The 17,263-nt window shown below is 70.7% G+C and carries 13 protein-coding genes; 5 read left to right on the top strand and 8 right to left on the bottom strand.

Annotation, left to right across the window (positions count from 1 at the left end):
* The first annotated feature begins 49 nt into the window (after positions 1-49).
* The gene (locus HW837_RS10095) at positions 50-1,570 is read left to right on the top strand and encodes an amino acid permease (RefSeq protein WP_093789593.1); all 1,521 of its coding nucleotides are present in this window, start codon (positions 50-52) and stop codon (positions 1,568-1,570) included.
* Positions 1,571-1,649: 79 nt separating this feature from the next.
* Here HW837_RS10095 and HW837_RS10090 read toward each other — a convergent pair whose 3' ends face one another.
* On the bottom strand, positions 1,650-2,024 hold the full coding sequence (locus tag HW837_RS10090; protein ID WP_086784335.1) for an NTP pyrophosphohydrolase: 375 nt from the start codon (positions 2,022-2,024) through the stop codon (positions 1,650-1,652).
* A gap of 166 nt (positions 2,025-2,190) precedes the next feature.
* On the opposite strand from HW837_RS10090, the gene HW837_RS10085 reads away from it, so the two are divergent.
* A complete protein-coding gene (locus HW837_RS10085; RefSeq protein ID WP_193380719.1) occupies positions 2,191-3,312 on the top strand; it encodes a PLL family lectin in 1,122 nt (373 codons plus the stop codon).
* 172 nt (positions 3,313-3,484) lie between these two features.
* On the opposite strand, the gene HW837_RS10080 is transcribed toward HW837_RS10085, so the two are convergent.
* The 4 genes from HW837_RS10080 to HW837_RS10065 all read right to left on the bottom strand — a co-directional run bounded on the left by HW837_RS10080 (position 3,485) and on the right by HW837_RS10065 (position 10,582).
* The gene (locus HW837_RS10080; RefSeq protein ID WP_093789595.1) at positions 3,485-5,614 is read right to left on the bottom strand and encodes a 3-hydroxyacyl-CoA dehydrogenase NAD-binding domain-containing protein; all 2,130 of its coding nucleotides are present in this window, start codon (positions 5,612-5,614) and stop codon (positions 3,485-3,487) included.
* A complete protein-coding gene (locus HW837_RS10075) occupies positions 5,611-6,837 on the bottom strand; it encodes a thiolase family protein (protein ID WP_045559888.1) in 1,227 nt (408 codons plus the stop codon). The genes HW837_RS10080 and HW837_RS10075 overlap by 4 nt, the downstream gene beginning before the upstream one ends.
* A 251-nt stretch (positions 6,838-7,088) precedes the next feature.
* Entirely contained in the window at positions 7,089-8,105 is a 1,017-nt protein-coding gene (locus tag HW837_RS10070; RefSeq protein ID WP_045559887.1) for a LacI family DNA-binding transcriptional regulator, read from the bottom strand.
* Between the two features lie 74 nt (positions 8,106-8,179).
* Complete coding sequence (locus HW837_RS10065; protein WP_193380720.1) at positions 8,180-10,582, bottom strand: glycoside hydrolase family 2 protein; 2,403 nt, start codon at positions 10,580-10,582, stop codon at positions 8,180-8,182.
* 180 nt (positions 10,583-10,762) lie between these two features.
* Between HW837_RS10065 and HW837_RS10060 the strand changes: the two genes are divergently transcribed.
* The 3 genes from HW837_RS10060 to HW837_RS10050 are packed head-to-tail and all read left to right on the top strand — an operon-like array spanning position 10,763 to position 13,904.
* Entirely contained in the window at positions 10,763-12,079 is a 1,317-nt protein-coding gene (locus HW837_RS10060; protein ID WP_045559885.1) for an ABC transporter substrate-binding protein, read from the top strand.
* Positions 12,079-13,050, top strand: a complete 972-nt coding sequence (locus HW837_RS10055; protein ID WP_045559884.1) for a carbohydrate ABC transporter permease — start codon at positions 12,079-12,081, stop codon at positions 13,048-13,050. Before HW837_RS10060 ends, HW837_RS10055 begins: the two co-directional genes overlap by 1 nt.
* 23 nt (positions 13,051-13,073) lie before the next feature.
* Positions 13,074-13,904 carry a carbohydrate ABC transporter permease gene (locus HW837_RS10050; protein ID WP_193380758.1) on the top strand — a complete coding sequence of 277 codons (831 nt, stop codon included), beginning with the start codon at positions 13,074-13,076 and terminating at the stop codon, positions 13,902-13,904.
* A gap of 107 nt (positions 13,905-14,011) precedes the next feature.
* On the opposite strand, the gene HW837_RS10045 is transcribed toward HW837_RS10050, so the two are convergent.
* The 3 genes from HW837_RS10045 to HW837_RS10035 all read right to left on the bottom strand — a co-directional run bounded on the left by HW837_RS10045 (position 14,012) and on the right by HW837_RS10035 (position 17,138).
* Positions 14,012-15,313: a ribonuclease D gene (locus HW837_RS10045; RefSeq protein WP_177261825.1), complete on the bottom strand. Its 1,302-nt coding sequence runs from the start codon at positions 15,311-15,313 to the stop codon at positions 14,012-14,014.
* A 176-nt stretch (positions 15,314-15,489) separates the two neighbouring features.
* Positions 15,490-16,149, bottom strand: coding sequence for a helix-turn-helix transcriptional regulator (locus tag HW837_RS10040; protein ID WP_033529424.1), 660 nt, complete (start codon positions 16,147-16,149; stop codon positions 15,490-15,492).
* A gap of 317 nt (positions 16,150-16,466) precedes the next feature.
* Complete coding sequence (locus HW837_RS10035; protein ID WP_078853669.1) at positions 16,467-17,138, bottom strand: DUF3000 domain-containing protein; 672 nt, start codon at positions 17,136-17,138, stop codon at positions 16,467-16,469.
* Positions 17,139-17,263: the final 125 nt, after the last annotated feature.

Below are 17,263 nucleotides of genomic sequence, written 5' to 3'. Positions count from 1 at the left end.
TCGCCCCCTCCCCATCATGTCGAGGACGCCCAGCGTGGGAGGTACGCCCGTGAGCAGCACACTCTTTCGGACCAAGAAGGTCGAGCAGTCCATCCTCGATACCGAGGAGCCAGAGCACGCCCTCAAGAAATCCCTGTCCGCGCTGGATCTGACGGTCTTCGGCGTCGGTGTCATCATCGGCACCGGCATCTTCGTCCTGACCGGCACGGTGGCCAAGAACAACGCCGGTCCCGCCGTCGCCCTCGCGTTCGTCGTGGCCGGTGTCGTCTGCGCGCTCGCCGCCCTCTGCTACGCGGAGTTCGCCTCCACGGTCCCGGTCGCCGGATCCGCGTACACCTTCAGTTACGCCTCCCTCGGGGAGCTGCCCGCCTGGATCATCGGCTGGGACCTGGTGCTGGAGTTCGCGCTGGGGACGGCGGTGGTGGCCGTCGGCTGGTCCGGCTACATCCACTCGCTGATGGACAACGCGGGCTGGGACCTGCCGGCCGCGCTCGGCACGAGGGACGGGGCCGACGGCTTCGGCTTCGACATCCTCGCCGCCGCGCTCGTCCTGATCCTCACCGTCATCCTCGTGGCCGGTACCAAGCTCTCCGCGCGGGTCACCTCGGTCGTCGTCGCCATCAAGGTGACGGTCGTCCTCACCGTGATCATCGCGGGCGCCTTCTTCGTCACCTCCGACAACTACGACCCGTTCATCCCGAAGGCGCAGGCGGTCCCGGCGGGCGACAGTCTCCAGTCCCCGCTGATCCAGCTGATGTTCGGCTGGGCGCCCGCCAACTTCGGTGTGATGGGCATCTTCACGGCCGCCTCCGTCGTCTTCTTCGCGTTCATCGGCTTCGACGTCGTCGCCACGGCCGCCGAGGAGACGCGGAACCCGCAGCGCGACATGCCCCGGGGCATCCTCGGCTCCCTCCTGATCTGCACCACGCTGTACGTGGCGGTCTCGATCGTCGTCACCGGCATGCAGCACTACACCGATCTGTCGGTGACCGCGCCGCTCGCCGACGCCTTCAAGGCCACCGGACATCCGTGGTTCGCGGGCTTCATCAGCTTCGGCGCCGCCGTCGGTCTGACGACCGTGTGCATGATCCTGCTGCTCGGTCAGACGCGGGTGTTCTTCGCGATGAGCCGCGACGGACTGCTGCCGCGCTTCTTCTCCCACGTCCACCCCCGGTTCAAGACCCCGCACCGGCCGACCATCCTGCTCGGGGTGGTCATCGCGATCGTCGCGGGCTTCACCCCGCTGAGCGAGCTGGCCGAGCTGGTGAACATCGGCACGCTGTTCGCGTTCGTGGTCGTCGCGATCGGTGTCGTCATCCTGCGCCGGACCCGCCCCGACCTGCCCCGGTCGTTCCGCACCCCCTGGGTGCCGGTCGTCCCGATCCTGTCGGTGTGCGCCTCGCTGTGGCTGATGCTCAACCTGCCCACCGAGACCTGGCTCCGCTTCGCCGCCTGGATGGTCCTCGGCATCGTCGTCTACCTCGTCTACGGCCGCACGCACAGCCGGCTCGCGCGCCGCGAGGAGACGCCGACGGCCGAGACCGGCGGACCGGGACGCGGCACCCCCTGACCGACCCTCCGAGGCCCGCTCACCTACCGGCCCCGCGCTCCCGACGGTCGAGGCCGGCCGCCGGACCGTGCGCGGCGGTTCACGAACTGCCGCGCACCGTCCGTGGTCCGGTCACCTCGGCGCCCAACTCGGCCACTCTGCGGCGTAGTTCGCGGTCGGCGGTGACCACGAGACAGGGGCGGGCGGCGCCCTCCTCGGCGACGAGTTCCACGATGCGGTCGTCGCCGCTGCGGGGTGCCGCCTCGACCCGTACGCCCGGCACCGGCTCCACCCCGCGGGCCGCGCCCTCCACGACCATCACCAGCTCGACGGGCTCGTCGCGGCCGGGGACCCCGTCGCGGGCCAGGCGGTCGCGCAGGCGCTCCGCCGCGCCGCGCCGGTCGCGCCACCAGCCGTCGGGGACGGAGCCGATGACGTTGGCGGCGTCGACGATCACGAGCAGCGGGGCGTCCATGGGGGACAGGGTCGCACGCCGGGCGGTCACGCCGGGCGGGCGAGTGATGCCCGCCGGGCGGGTGAAACGTTCATCTTATGATGGGGGCCGCTCGGCCTTCCGTGTCCCGTGCGAGAGGGCGGCCGGGGAGCCGCGCCGAGCGTCATCGGAAAGGGCGGGTCACTCCATGCGGACCAGATCCGGGCGCGCCGCCGCCCAGGGGACGGCGGCCGACACCTCGGCGAACGGCGGGAGCGAGCGGCACCGGGCCGAGACCACGCTCGCCGGTTCCTGGCTCGTCCTCGGCAAGGACGGCAGGCTCACCGCGTACGCCCGCGCGCGTGCGGGACTGCTGCGCTGGACGCAGACGCGGCCCGGCGGCGCCGAGTGGACCGGCCCCGACCTCTTCCCCGTGGCGGGGCTGACGGATCTCCATGTCGTGCAGGGGGTGGACACGTATGTGCACTTCCTAGGCCGCCGTGAGGTCACCAAGGGTGACGGCCTGCCCGCCGTGGACGTCGTGCACGCCATCCAGTACCAGACCGGCCGACCGGTCACCGAGTGGCGGTCGCTGGGCAATCCGCACAAGGACGTGGCCAAGGCGGCGCGCTTCGGGCCGCCCACCGGCGCGGTGAGCGCCGGCGGCAACGTCCATGTCTTCGCGCGCAACGCGGGGGGCGGCGTCATGCTGCGCCGGGAGCTGGCGGGCGGCAAGTGGAGCGCGTGGACCGACCTCAAGGGCCGCCTGGTGCAGGACCCGGTGGCCGTGGTCGCCTTCGCTTCCGGGCACGTCGAGGCGCTGGCCGGCGGTCAGGACCTCGTCATGCGCTGGACGCAGGAGAAGCCGGACGGGACCTTCGCCCAGACGCCGACCGTTGCGCTGTCGGTGGCCCGCGGCAGCGTGGTGGGTCTGGAGACCGCGCCGGACCGGGCGACGTACTACTGGACCGACCCGGAGACCGGTGGCGTCGTCGCCCACCGGCCGGACGGCCCCGTGATCCCGCTCGGCGGGACTCCGGCGGAGGGCCCGATGGCCGTGCTGCGGGTGCCGCTCGACGGGTACGACTGCACGGTGCTGGCCCATCGCGACGTCGGGGGACGGGTCGTGCTGGCGGCCTGCGGCACGGAGAACGAGCAGGCCGGGGTGTGGTGGTCGCCGACCCGTGAGCGCGGTGTGGGGGCGCCGGCGCTGGCCCGGGACGCGTACGGGCGGGTGGTGCTCGCGGTGATCGACGCGGGGGGCGCGTTGCGCATAGCCCGGCAGAACGACGAGGCGGGCTTGGCATTGGCGCCGTCGGTCGCTGTCTGACGGTGTGTGTGCGGCTGCGCGTCGCCGGGGCAGGTGATGCGGGCCGTGCGGGTTGTACGGGGTCGCTCGCGCAGTTCTCCGCGCCTCTGACGGGGCGCGGCCGCCCGCTGCCCCCCGACCACGCCAAGAGGGCCCCCGCCCGCAGGCGGAGGCCCTCAGGTGGTGCAGGCGGTCACGCGGGGACCGAAGCCACCCCGGTCTCCAGGAACTTCTTGCCGTTGACGCGCTCGCTGACGCCCTCGCGGTCCAGGTACGGCGTGATGCCGCCCAGGTGGAAGGGCCAGCCGGCGCCGGTGATCAGGCAGAGGTCGATGTCCTGGGCCTCGGCGACGACACCCTCGTCGAGCATGAGCCCGATCTCCTGGGCGACGGCGTCGAGCACCCGGGCCCGCACCTGCTCCTCGGACAGGACGGAGTCGCCCTGCTTGAGGAGCGCGGCGACCTCGGGGTCCAGCTCCGGCTTGCCGGAGTCGTAGACATAGAAGCCGCGCTTGCCGGCCTTGACGACCGCGGCGAGGTTCTCGGAGACGGTGAAGCGGTCCGGGAAGGCCCGGTTGAGGGTCTCCGAGACGTGCAGACCGATCGCGGGACCGACCAGCTCCAGCAGGACGAGGGGAGACATCGGCAGGCCCAGGGGCTCCACCGCCTTCTCCGCGACCTCGACCGGCGTGCCCTCGTCGATGACGTTCTGGATCTCGCCCATGAAGCGGGTGAGGATGCGGTTCACGACGAACGCCGGGGCGTCCTTCACGAGCACCGCGGTCTTCTTCAGCTTCTTGGCGACGGCGAAGGCCGTGGCGAGGGAGGCGTCGTCGGTGGCCTCGCCCCGGACGATCTCCAGCAGCGGCAGGATCGCGACCGGGTTGAAGAAGTGGAAGCCGACGACCCGCTCGGGGTTCTTCAGCTTCGACGCCATCTCGGTCACCGAGAGGGAGGAGGTGTTCGTCGCCAGGATCGCGTGCGCCGGGGCGACCGCCTCGACCTCCGCGAACACCTGCTGCTTGACACCGATCTCCTCGAACACGGCCTCGATGATGAAGTCCGCGTCCGCGAAGCCCTCGGCCTTGTCCAGGACACCGGTGACCAGCGCCTTGAGGCGGTTGGCCTTGTCCTGGTTGATCCGGCCCTTGAGCAGCAGCTTGTCGATCTCGGCGTGGACGTAGCCCACACCCTTGTCGACGCGTTCCTGGTCGATGTCGGTCAGGACGACCGGCACCTCCAGGCGGCGCAGGAAGAGCAGCGCGAGCTGGGAGGCCATCAGACCGGCGCCGACGACACCGACCTTGGTGACCGGGCGGGCCAGGTTCTTGTCCGGGGCGCCGGCGGGGCGCTTGCCGCGCTTCTGCACCAGGTTGAAGGCGTAGATGCCGGAGCGCAGCTCGCCACCCATGATCAGGTCGGCGAGGGCGACGTCCTCGGCGTCGTAGCCCTGCTGGAGGTCGCCGTTCTTGGCGGCGGCGATGATGTCCAGGGCGCGGTAGGCGGCCGGGGCCGCGCCGTGCACCTTGGAGTCGGCGATGAACCGGCCCTTGGCGACGGCCTGGTCCCAGGCCTCACCGCGGTCGATCACCGGACGCTCGATGACGATCTCGCCCTTGAGGACGGACGCCGTCCACAGCAGGGACTGCTCCAGGAAGTCGGCGCCCTCGAAGAGCGCGTCGGCGATCCCGAGCTCGTAGACCTGCTGGCCCTTGAGCTGCTTGTTCTGGTTGAGGCTGTTCTCGATGATCACCGAGACGGCCTTGTCGGCGCCGATCAGGTTCGGCAGGATCGTGCAGCCGCCCCAGCCGGGGACCAGACCGAGGAAGACCTCGGGGAGCGAGAAGGCGGGCAGGGCCGCGGACACCGTGCGGTAGGTGCAGTGCAGACCGACCTCGACGCCACCGCCCATGGCGGCACCGTTGTAGTACGCGAAGGTCGGCGCCGCGATGCCGGCGAGGCGCTTGAAGACCTCGTGGCCGCCCTTGCCGATCGCGAGCGCGTCCTCGTGCTTCTTCAGCAGCTCGACACCCTTGAGGTCGGCGCCGACCGCGAAGATGAACGGCTTGCCGGTGATGCCGACGCCGACGATCTCGCCGGCCGCGGCCTCCTTCTCGACCTGGTCGATGGCGGTGTTCAGGTTCGCCAGCGACGCCGGGCCGAAGGTGGTCGGCTTGGTGTGGTCGAAGCCGTTGTCCAGCGTGATGAGCGCGAAGCGCCCGGCACCGAACGGCAGGTCGAGGTGGCGTACGTGCGCGGACGTCACGACCTCGTCGGGGAACAGCTCGGCCGCGCCCTTGAGAAGATCGGCGGTGGTGCTCACTTGTCGCCTCCGGCGTCCTTGTGGTGCGGGTTCTCCCAGATGACGGTGGCGCCCATGCCGAAGCCGACGCACATGGTGGTGAGGCCGTAGCGGACCTCCGGCTGCTCCTCGAACTGGCGGGCGAGCTGCGTCATCAGACGCACACCCGAGGAGGCCAGCGGGTGACCGAAGGCGATGGCGCCGCCGTACTGGTTGACGCGCGCGTCGTCGTCGGCGATGCCGTAGTGCTCCAGGAAGGCGAGCACCTGCACGGCGAAGGCCTCGTTGATCTCGAACAGGCCGATGTCGTCGATGGACAGACCCGCCTGGGCGAGCGCCTTCTCGGTGGCCGGGATCGGGCCGTAGCCCATGACCTCCGGCTCGACACCCGCGAAGGAGTACGAGACGAGGCGCATCTTCACCGGGAGGTTGTTCTCGCGGGCGAAGTCCTCGGAGGCGATGAGCGAGGCGGTGGCGCCGTCGTTCAGACCGGCCGCGTTACCGGCGGTGACCCGGCCGTGCACGCGGAACGGGGTCTTCAGACCCGTCAGGTTCTCGATGGTCGTGCCCGGCCGCATCGGCTCGTCGGCGGTGACCAGGCCCCAGCCGGTCTCGCCGGCCTCGGCGTTGGTGCGGCGCACCGAGATCGGTACCAGGTCGGCCTGGATCTTGCCGTTGGCGTACGCCTTGGCGGCCTTCTCCTGGGAGCGCACGGCGTACTCGTCGGCGCGCTGCTTGGTGATCGTCGGGTAGCGGTCGTGCAGGTTCTCGGCGGTCATGCCCATGAACAGGGCGGACTCGTCGACCAGCTTCTCGCTGACGAAGCGCGGGTTCGGGTCGACGCCCTCACCCATCGGGTGGCGGCCCATGTGCTCGACACCACCGGCGATGGCGACGTCGTACGCGCCGAAGGCGACCGAACCGGCGACCGAGGTGACGGCGGTCAGGGCGCCGGCGCACATGCGGTCGATGGAGTAACCGGGCACCGACTGCGGCAGACCGGCGAGGATGCCCGCCGTACGGCCGATGGTGAGGCCCTGGTCACCGATCTGCGTGGTCGCGGCGATGGCGACCTCGTCGATCTTCGCGGGCTCCAGACCGGGGTTGCGGCGCAGCAGCTCCCGGATCGCCTTCACGACGAGGTCGTCGGCGCGGGTCTCGTGGTAGATGCCCTTCGGGCCCGCCTTGCCGAACGGGGTGCGGACGCCGTCGACGAAGACGACTTCCTTGACGGTACGAGGCACGATGGCTCTCCTCCAGAGGTGCGGGACGGCACTGCTGCGACGCGCAACCGCTGAGCGCGCGCTCAGGCCCATGCTACTTGCGAGTAACAGTGCTGCCCACCCCTGAGCGAGGGAGCGGCGAAGGTCACATCGGGTCAGCATGTTACCGCCGGTTACTCGCAGTCGCCGCAGGGGCGCGGGGCTGTGTCTGATATGCGGCTCCGCCGCGTGGGCGCGACCAGCCACGACGTACCCGCAGTCCCGTACGGCGATCAAGGGGCAGCCGCAGTGGACCCTCTCGGAACCAGCACGGGCGTGGCCACCGGATGCGACACCCCGACCTCTCCGTCCCCCGCGATCACCCCGAACAACGTCCGCCCCACCTCCGCCCCGAACCCGTACACGTCATGACTCATCGCGGACAGCGTCGGCCGCGTCAGCCGACACAACTGCGAGTCGTCCCACGCCAGCAACGACACGTCTTCCGGCACCCGCACCCCCATCTCCGCCGCGACCGACAAGCCCGCCACCGCCATGATGTCGTTGTCGTACACGATCGCGGTCGGCCGATCCCCCTCCGACGCGGTCAGCAACGACCGCGTGGCCCGAGCCCCGGCCTCCCCCGAGAAGTCGGTCGCCACCTGCCACGCCCCAGCCAGCCCCAGCCCCCGCGCCACCTGATCGAACGCCGCCGTACGAATCCCCGTGTGTCCCAGCGCGGCAGCGCCCCCCACCCGCGCGATCCGCCGGTGGCCCAACGCCGCCAGATAGCGCACCGCCTCCGTCACGGCGGTCGCGTCGTCCGTCCACACGGAGGTGAGCCCGCCGGTCAGCGACGGATGCCCGACGGCCACCACCGGCACCCCCAGCCGCCCCACCGCGGCCACTCTCGGATCGTCCGCGCGGAAGTCGACGAGGATCGACCCACTGACCTGCCGCCCCCGCCACCACGCGTCCTGGAGTCCCACCTCCTCCTCCAGGTTCCGCACCAGCCGCAGCAGCAGCGAGCAGGACCGCTCGGTCAGCACGCTCTCCACACCGGAGATGAACTCCATGTAGAACGGTTCGAGTCCGAGCTGCCGGGCGGGCCGGCAGACCGCAAGCCCCACCACGTCGACCCGCTGGCTCGACAACGACCGCGCCGCCAGGTTCGGCGCCCACCCGAGCTGCCGGGCCGCCGCGAAGATCCGGTCCCGCGTGGCGTCGGCCAGCCCCGGCTTCCGGTTGAACGCGAGCGACACCGCCCCCTTGGACACCCCGGCGAGCGCGGCGACGTCCTTGATGGTCACGCGCGAGGCCGGGGGCGGACCCGACGACGGACGCGGGCCCGGCGACGGGGGTGGTGGCGGAGTCGGCGAGGTGCTCACCGGGCGGGCTCCACGCAGTACAGGGCCCGGCGCACGTCCGCCGCGTCCGGCACGGCCTCCAGCCCGCGCACCCCGATGGTCACCCGCTCACCCGGCAACAAGGTGACCAGCCCGGTGTCGGCCCGCGCCGCGGGCCCCAGCCGGTCCGCCTGGAGCAGCAGGTCCCGCACCAGCGTCCGCGCCGTCACCGTCACCGTTACCGCGCCCGGCCCGACCTCGACGTCGAACTCCGGCGCCGGATAAGCCACTTCACGGTCCGGCACCGGGAAACGCACCGCCCGCAGCGGCCCCGTGCCGTCATGCCCGTCGGCCACCAGGAACTCCTTCGCCCCCACGGGCTCCACCTCGCGCGGCACCCGTACCTCGGCCACCGTACGCGCGGCCGCGGACACCTCCACCGCCACCTCGGCGACGACACCGCCCTCCACGGACATCCGCCGCAACCGCAGCCCACCCGGGACCCAGGGCTCACCCGCCTGGTTCACCACGGCCAACACCAGCCCCTCGCCCCGGACCTGCAGGGTCAGCAGCCGGTCCGCGTACAGCCGGCGCAGCTCGTGGTACAGCGGCTTCTCCCGGCCGTCCCCGTCGACCGCCGCCCACGAGGTCACCGGCCAGCAGTCGTTGAGCTGCCACACGACCGTGCCCGCACACACGGGCCAGTGGGACCGCCAGTGCTCGATCCCGGCGGCGATCGCCCGCGCCTGGTTGACCTGTGTCAGATAGTGCCAGCGGTCGAAGTCCCCCTCGGGCACCACGAAATGACGCGCGAGACCCCGCTCAAGCTTCCCGTTGCCGTCCTCGGCCTTCTGGTGGTGCAGCATGCCGGGGGAGTCGGGCGCGAGTTCCTCACCGGGCAGCGCCCGCCGCAGCGTCGCGTACGCGGGCGGCGCCTGCCACCCGAACTCGGCCACGAACCGCGGCACGTCCGCCCGGTACTCCGCGTAGTCCTCCCGGTTCCACACCTCCCAGGAGTGGTGCGTGCCGTGCGCCGGGTCGTTCGGATGCCGGTCCCACGACCCCGACCACGGGCTGCCCGCCGTGTACGGCCGGGTCGGGTCCAGCTCCGCCACCACCCGCGGCAGCAGCCCCAGGTAGTACCCCTCGCCCCACGACTCCCCGGCGAGCCGCTCCTCCCAGCCCCAGTCCCGGAACCCCCACAGGTTCTCGTTGTTGCCGTTCCACAGCACCAGCGACGGATGCGGCATCAGCCGTACGACGTTCTCCCGCGCCTCGGCCTCCACCTCGCCCCGCAGCGGCTGCTCCTCCGGGTAGGCCGCGCACGCGAACGGGAAGTCCTGCCAGACCAGCAGCCCCGTCTCGTCACAGACGTCGTAGAAGTCCTCGCTCTCGTAGATCCCGCCGCCCCAGATCCGTACGAGATCGACACCGGCCCCGGCCGCCTGCCGCAGCCGCTCCCGGTACCGCTCGCGCGTGACACGGGAGGGGAACACGTCGTCCGGGATCCAGTTCACCCCGCGCGCGAACAGCCGCTCCCCGTTGACGACGAGCGTGAACCCGGTGCCGTGCTCGTCGGCGCCCCGGTCCAGCTCCACGGTGCGGAACCCGACCCGCCGTCGCCACACATCGAGCGCGTCATCCCCGGCGTACAGCGTCAACTCCACCTCGTACAAAGGCTGTTCACCGTAACCGCGCGGCCACCACAACTCCACGCCCGGCACCTCCAGCCGTACGACACCACTCGTCCCCTCGACCTCCGCGGTCGCGGTGACCCCGCCCACCCGGGCCTCCAGCCGCAGCCCCGCCTCGACGGCCGCCCGCTCCACGTCGACGAGCAGCTCCACCCACCCGGTCGTGCCGTCGACGGTCACCAGCGGCCGTACGCGGGCGATCCGGGCGGTGGACCACCGCTCCAGCCGGACGGGCCGCCAGATCCCGGCGGTCACGAGGGTCGGCCCCCAGTCCCAGCCGAAGGAGCAGGCCATCTTCCTGATGAACTGGAACGGTTCCGGATAGGCGTTCGGCCGGTCGCCGAGCCGTTCGCGCACCGCCTCGGCCTCGGTGTACGCGGAGGCGAAACGCACCGAGAGCAGACCGCTCGTCCCGGTGATGTCGAAGCGGTACGAGCGGTGCATGTTCCGTACCGAGCCGAGGAGCCGGCCGTCGAGCCGGATCTCGGCGGCGGTGTCGAGCCCGTCGAAGACCAGGTCGGTCTGGTCGTGCCCGCCGGCCGCGCCACCCCCGGGCAGCTCGACCTCGTACGTCCACTCACGGCGCCCCACCCACGCCACCTCGTCCTCGTTCCGCCCGAGGAAGGGATCCGGGATCAGCCCGGCCGCCAGCAGATCGGTGTGCACGCACCCGGGCACCACGGCGGCGAGCGGTCCCCGCTCGTGCCGGAGGATCCAGCCCTCGGTGAGCGGTGTGGCGTCCAGCATGCGCACTCCCTAAACCGGTCCAGTCAGTGAGCCGACACGATCGCGAAAGCTTTCGCCAGCCTTGGCGAAATTGGGACTTTACCGGTTCAGTGACGGGCTGCCAGAGTGCCGAACCAGCCATCCACCCATCCGCCCATCCATCCCACCCGTGCTCGTCCGTCCCGAACGGAGCTGGTGCACATGAACCACCGGAAGACGCTCACCGGAACACTGCTGGCGGCCGCGCTTCTCGCGTCGGGCTGCACCGGCGGCGGAGGAAGCTCCAAGGGCGCCGACGCCGAGGCGGCCGACGACCCGGCGCAGGTGTCCGGATCCATCACGGTCCTCACCCACCGGACGGACATCGTGCAGGACGGCACGATGCAGAAGTACGCCGACGCCTTCAACAAGACCTATCCGAAGGTGAAGGTGAAGTTCGACGCGATCACCGACTACGAGGCCGAAGTCAAGATCCGGATGAACACGGACAACTACGGCGACGTGCTCATGATCCCGGCCGTCATCAAGAAGAACGACTACCCCAAGTTCTTCGCCTCGCTCGGCACCCAGAAGGAGCTGAGCGAGAAGTACCGCTTCACCGACTTCACCGCCGTCGACGGCAAGGTCTACGGCCAGAGCCCGATGGGCGCGGCCCCCGGCTTCCTCTACAACAAGCGGATCTGGGCCGATGCCGGCGTCACCGACTGGCCCACCACCCCGGCGGAGTTCCTCACCGCGCTGAAGGCCATCAAGTCCAAGACCGACGCCGTGCCGTACTACACCAACTTCGCCGCCCAGTGGCCGCTGAGCCAGTGGACCGCCGTCAACGGCTCGGTGAGCTGCGACACCGAGGCCACCACCCGGCTCGCCGAGGGCAACCCATGGGGCGAGGACGGCGAACTGCGCGTCGCCGACCAGCTGTTGTACGACATCGTGCACCAGAAGCTGATCGAGAAGGACCCGTCGACCACCAACTGGGAGAACTCCAAGCCGCAGTTGGCGAAGGGCGAGATCGCGACGGCCTGGCTCGGCAGCTGGGCGGTCATCCAGTTCCGGCAGGCCGCCGAGAAGGCCGGCGCCGACCCCGACGACATCGGCTTCATGCCGTTCCCCGCCCGCGTCGACGGCAAGGCCTGCGCGACCGTCAACCCCGACTACAACCAGGCCGTCAGCATCCATTCCAAGCACAAGGAGGCGGCCCGCGCCTGGATCGACTGGTTCACCGACAAGTCGGGCTACGCGCAGGACAACCTCTCGATCTCCACGCTCAAGGACGCCCCCCTGCCCGAGGTCCTGAAGCCGTACGAGGAGCAGGGCGTCGAACTCATCGAACTCGACGACGCCGAGGGCGCGAAGGTCAAGGAGATCGACAACGCCTCGGAGGTCGGCATCAACGCGCCCGCCTACCGTCAGGAACTGGTCGACATCGCCCGGGGCGCCAAGGACGGCGACATCGACGACTTCCTCGACGGCCTCGGCAAGCGCTGGACCGAGGCAGCGAAGACCGTGGGGTCCTGATGCCCCAGGCGCGTACGACAGCCCGCTCGCACGCGACGGAGAAGGCGGCGCGGCCCCGGGGGGCCGCGCCCAGGCCCCCCACGCCACGGCGCGCCCCTCGCGGGGTGCGCCTGTGGCGCGGGCTCACCCCCTGGCTCTTCCTGGCCGCCCCGCTGGCCCTGCTGATCACCTTCACCTACGCGCCGGTCGCCAACATGCTGGCGTACAGCTTCACCGACTGGGACGGCGTCAGTCCCGAGCTGAACTACACCGGCACCGACAACTACGTCGAGATCTTCACCCGCCCCGAGCTGTTCCGGGTCTTCTTCGTCAGCGGCTACTACCTGGCCGCGTCCGCCGTACAGATCGCGGCGGCCCTCTACTTCGCGACGATCCTCAGCTTCAACCTCCGCTTCCGGAACGTCTTCAAGGGCATCCTCTTCTTCCCGTACCTGATCAACGGCGTCGCGATCGGCTTCGTCTTCCTGTACTTCTTCCAGGACGGCGGCACTCTCGACTCGGTGCTCGCCCTGTTCGGCCACGAGTCCGACCGCGCCTGGCTCGGCACGGAGACCTCCGCGAACGTCTCGCTCGCCGGGGTCTCGATCTGGCGCTACATGGGCCTGAACTTCGTGCTCTTCCTCGGCGCGATCCAGTCGATCCCGGGGGAGCTGTACGAGGCGGCCGAGATCGACGGCGCCAACCGCTGGCACCAGTTCCGGTACATCATCGCGCCCGGCATCCGGCCGGTGCTGAGCCTGAGCGTGATCCTCTCGATCTCCGGCTCGCTCTCGGTCTTCGAGATCCCGTACATCATGACCGGCGGCGCCACCGGCACCGAGACCTTCGTGATCCAGACCGTCAAGCTCGCCTTCCAGTTCAACAAGACCGGCCTCGCGTCCGCCGCCGCGGTCGTCCTGCTGCTGATCATCCTGGCGGTGACGTGGCTGCAACGCCGGCTGGTCCCGGACGAGAGGGTGGACCTCGTATGACGACGCTGACGACCCCGGGCCCGGTGACCCGCAGGCGGGTCGCCCGCACGCTCATCTATCTGTCCCTGGTCGGCGCGTCGGTCGTGGTCCTGCTGCCCCTGCTCGTGGTCCTGCTGACCTCGCTCAAGACCGAACGGGAGATGGCCGACGACAGCGGCGCCCTCACCCTGCCGGAGAACGTCCTGAACCTGGAGAACTACGTCACGGCCTTCCGCGACGGAGAGATGCTCGCCGCCTTCGGCAACACGGCCTTCATCCTCTTCTTCGCCATCACCGGCACGGTCCTCATCGGCTCGATGGCGGCCTACGCGATCGACCGCTTCACCTTCCGCTTCCGGAAGCCGGTGGTCGCCCTCTTCCTCGTCGCCACCCTGGTCCCCGGCGTCACCACCCAGGTCGCGACCTTCCAGATCGTCGACAGCTTCGGCATGTTCGACACCCTCTGGGCGCCGATCGCCCTCTACATGGGCACCGACATCGTCTCGATCTACATCTTCCTTCAGTTCGTGCGGTCGATCCCGGTCTCCCTCGACGAGGCCGCCCGCCTGGACGGCGCCAACGCCTTCACGATCTACCGAAAGATCATCTTCCCGCTGCTCAGACCGGCGATCGCCACGGTCGTCATCGTCAAGGGGATCACCGTCTACAACGACTTCTACATCCCCTTCCTGTACCTGCCCTCGGACGACCGCGGCGTCATCTCCACGTCCCTCTTCCGCTTCAAGGGCCCCTTCGGAGCGCACTGGGAGACGATCTCGGCAGGAGCGGTCCTGGTGATCCTGCCGACCCTGATCGCCTTCCTGCTGCTCCAGAGGTTCATCTACAACGGCTTCATGAGGGGAGCGACGAAGTAGGGGCGCCTACGCGCCGTGGGGAACGCCAGGCTTTTCAGGGGCGCGGGGAACTGCGCGACCAGCCACGAAGCACCCGCAGTCGCCCATCCACAGCACCCCTGTGGCGACTACGCGCCCTTGACCTTCGCCACAGCCCGCATCGCCCCCACCAACACCGGCGTCACCAGCTCCACCTGCCAGGCCCGAGCCCCGTACCCGGCCAGCGCCGCGGAGATCGACTCGGCGTCGGCCGTGACCGGCGGCTCCCAGCACAGCCGCCGCACCGTGTCCGGCGTGATCAGGTTCTCCTGAGGCATGGCGAGCTGCTCGGCAAGAGCACTCACCCCAGCCCGCGCCGCGGACAGCCGCGCCGCCGCCGCCGGATCCTTGTCGGCCCACGCCTTCGGCGGCGGCGGACCGGTCACCGGCTGCCCGTGCGCCGGCAGCGCGGTGTCCGGCAGGGCCCTGGCCCGGTCCACCGCGGCCTGCCACTGCTCCAGCTGCCGCCGCCCCATCCGATGCCCGAACCCGGTCAGCGCGGCCAGCGCGTGCGCGTTGACCGGCAGGGCCAGCGCCGCCTCCACGATCGCCGCGTCGCTCAGCACCTTCCCCGGCGAGACGTCCCGACGCTGGGCGATGCGGTCCCGTGCCTCCCACATCTCCCGCACGACCGCCATCTGCCGGCGCCGCCGCACCTTGTGCATCCCGGACGTGCGCCGCCAGGGGTCCTTGCGCGGTTCGGCGGGCGGCGCGGACGCGATCGCGTCGAACTCCTGCCGCGCCCACTCCAGCTTCCCCTGCCGGTCCAGCTCCTTCTCCAGGGCGTCCCGCAGGTCCACCAGCAGCTCCACGTCGAGCGCGGCGTAGCGCAGCCACGGCTCGGGCAGCGGGCGGGTGGACCAGTCGACCGCGGAGTGGCCCTTCTCCAGGACGTAGCCGAGGACGCCCTCGACCATCGCGCCGAGGCCGACCCGGGGGAACCCGGCGAGCCGTCCGGCCAGCTCGGTGTCGAAGATCCGCGTCGGCACCATGTCTATCTCGCGCAGACAGGGCAGATCCTGGGTGGCCGCGTGCAGCACCCACTCCACGCCGGAGAGGGCCTCGCCGAGGCCGGAGAGGTCGGGGCAGGCGACGGGATCGATGAGCGCGGTGCCCGCGCCCTCGCGGCGCAGCTGCACCAGATAGGCCCGCTGACCGTAGCGATAACCGGACGCGCGTTCGGCGTCCACGGCGACGGGGCCGGAGCCGGCGGCGAACGCGGCGATCACGTCGGCGAGCGAGGACTCGTCGGCGATCACGGCCGGAATGCCGTCCCTCGGCTCCAGCAGAGGGATCGGCGCCCCCGCTTCAGAGGATCCGCCGTCGTCCGGAGGGGCGCCTCCGGTGGTTCGCAGGGTCCTGTCTGCTGCGGTCTCTTGGGCGTCGGTCACCTGTCAAGGGTATCCGTGTATGGACATGGCCCGCCGACGGAACGTTCCGCCGACGGGCCTTGCGGGGTCGTAAACCGGTCACGTGTCACACGTGTCAGTGAATGTTCCCGGCGAACCTGGAGGGACCGGACGAGCGGGAGGAATCCCGGCCTCTCGCCGTTCCGGCACCCCCGGCGTCAGTGGATGATCCCGGTGCGCAGGGCCACCGCCACCATTCCGGCACGGTCGCCGGTGCCGAGCTTGCGTGCGATTCGGGCCAAGTGGCTCTTGACCGTGAGCGCGGACAGGCCCATGGAGACGCCGATCGCTTTGTTCGACTGTCCCTCCGCGACCAGGCGCAGTACCTCGACCTCACGTCCCGACAGCTCCCGGTAGCCGCCCGGGTGGCTCGGGGCGCCCGGGGGACGGCGGTGCATACGGGCGGCGGAGCCGATGGGAGCGGCACCCGGGCGGGTGGGCAGTCCGATGTTGGTGCGGGTGCCGGTGACGACGTATCCCTTCACACCGCCCGCCAGGGCGTTGCGTACGGCACCGATGTCGTCGGCGGCGGAGAGGGCGAGGCCGTTGGGCCACCCCGCCGCGCGGGTCTCGGAGAGGAGTGTCAGGCCGGAACCGTCCGGCAGGTGGACGTCTGCTACGCAGATGTCACGGGGGTTCCCGACGCGGGGGCGGGCCTCGGCGATGGACGAGGCCTCGATCACGTCGCGGACCCCGAGAGCCCACAGGTGGCGGGTCACGGTGGACCGGACCCGGGGATCCGCCACCACCACCATCGCGGTCGGCTTGTTCGGACGGTAGGCGACCAGGCTTGCGGGCTGCTCGAGGAGAACGGACACCAGGCCTCCTGGGTGCGGGACGGGGGCCGGCTCGCTGGGCTCGTGGGGTCGAAGCCGGGACGAACCGTGCTTTCAAGGTCACAGAGGTCTTCGGCATCAAACCTCTGCTCCTTTAGAGAATGATCACGATCTGGTGAGTAACAATACGTTCAATTCGGACAAATCTTCGATCATTCGAAGATCGAACGGTGTCGCTTCATGTCGATACGAGGCCGAAAGTGGCCGTATCGACAAAGTGATGAGAGTGAAGAGCCGACGAAAAGGACCGTGCTCCGCAGAGCACGGTCCTTGAGAAGAACACCTGAGGGGGAGAGGGGTCAGCGGGACTGCGGACCCCGCCGCTGCGGCAGCGACACCACCGCCGCGTCCCCGGGGTCGACGGCCGGGGGCAGACCCGCGATCTGGGCGAGCAGATCGCACCACGAGGCGAGATGCGCGGCGGTGTCGGGAACCCCGCCCATGACCTCGCGCGGGGTCCACGACGCCCGGATCTCGATCTGCGACACGGCCGGCCGCGCCGCCAGCCCGCCGAAGTAGTGCGAGCCGGCCCGCGTCACCGTCCCGCTCGGCTCCCCGTACGACAGCCCCCGGGACTGCAGCGCGCCCGTCAGCCAGGACCAGCACACCTCCGGCAGCAGCGGGTCGGCCGCCATCTCGGGCTCCAGCTCCGCCCGGACCAGCGTCACCAGCCGGAACGTGCCCTGCCAGGCGTCGTGCCCCGCCGGGTCGTGCAGCAGCACCAGCCGGCCGTCCGCCAGATCCTCCTCGCCCTCGACGACCGCGGCCTCCAGGGCGTACGCGTACGGGGCGAGCCGCTGGGGCGGCTTCGTCGACTCGATCTCGATCTCCGGCCGCAGCCGTGTGACCCGCAGCGCTTCGACGGCGGAGCGGAACGGCAGCGGTGCCGTCTGACTCGCATCGCGCTCCCCCTCCTTCGCGTCGTCCATCCCGCCAGCGCCGTCCGACAGTCGTCCCTGAGCCGCAGCCATGCCGGAACATTAAGGGGAACGGGGCCCCTGCGGAGGGCAAGACACCCGTGCGCTGGGTCACGGTCGGATCGCGCTGAGCGAACGCGGGCCCCGCCGGCGGCCGTGGGCGCCGACCGCGCGAGCGC

The organism is Streptomyces caniscabiei (assembly GCF_014930365.1).
GTDB classification, from domain to species: Bacteria; Actinomycetota; Actinomycetes; order Streptomycetales; family Streptomycetaceae; genus Streptomyces; species Streptomyces caniscabiei.
This window is presented reverse-complemented; position numbering and strand designations above follow the sequence as displayed.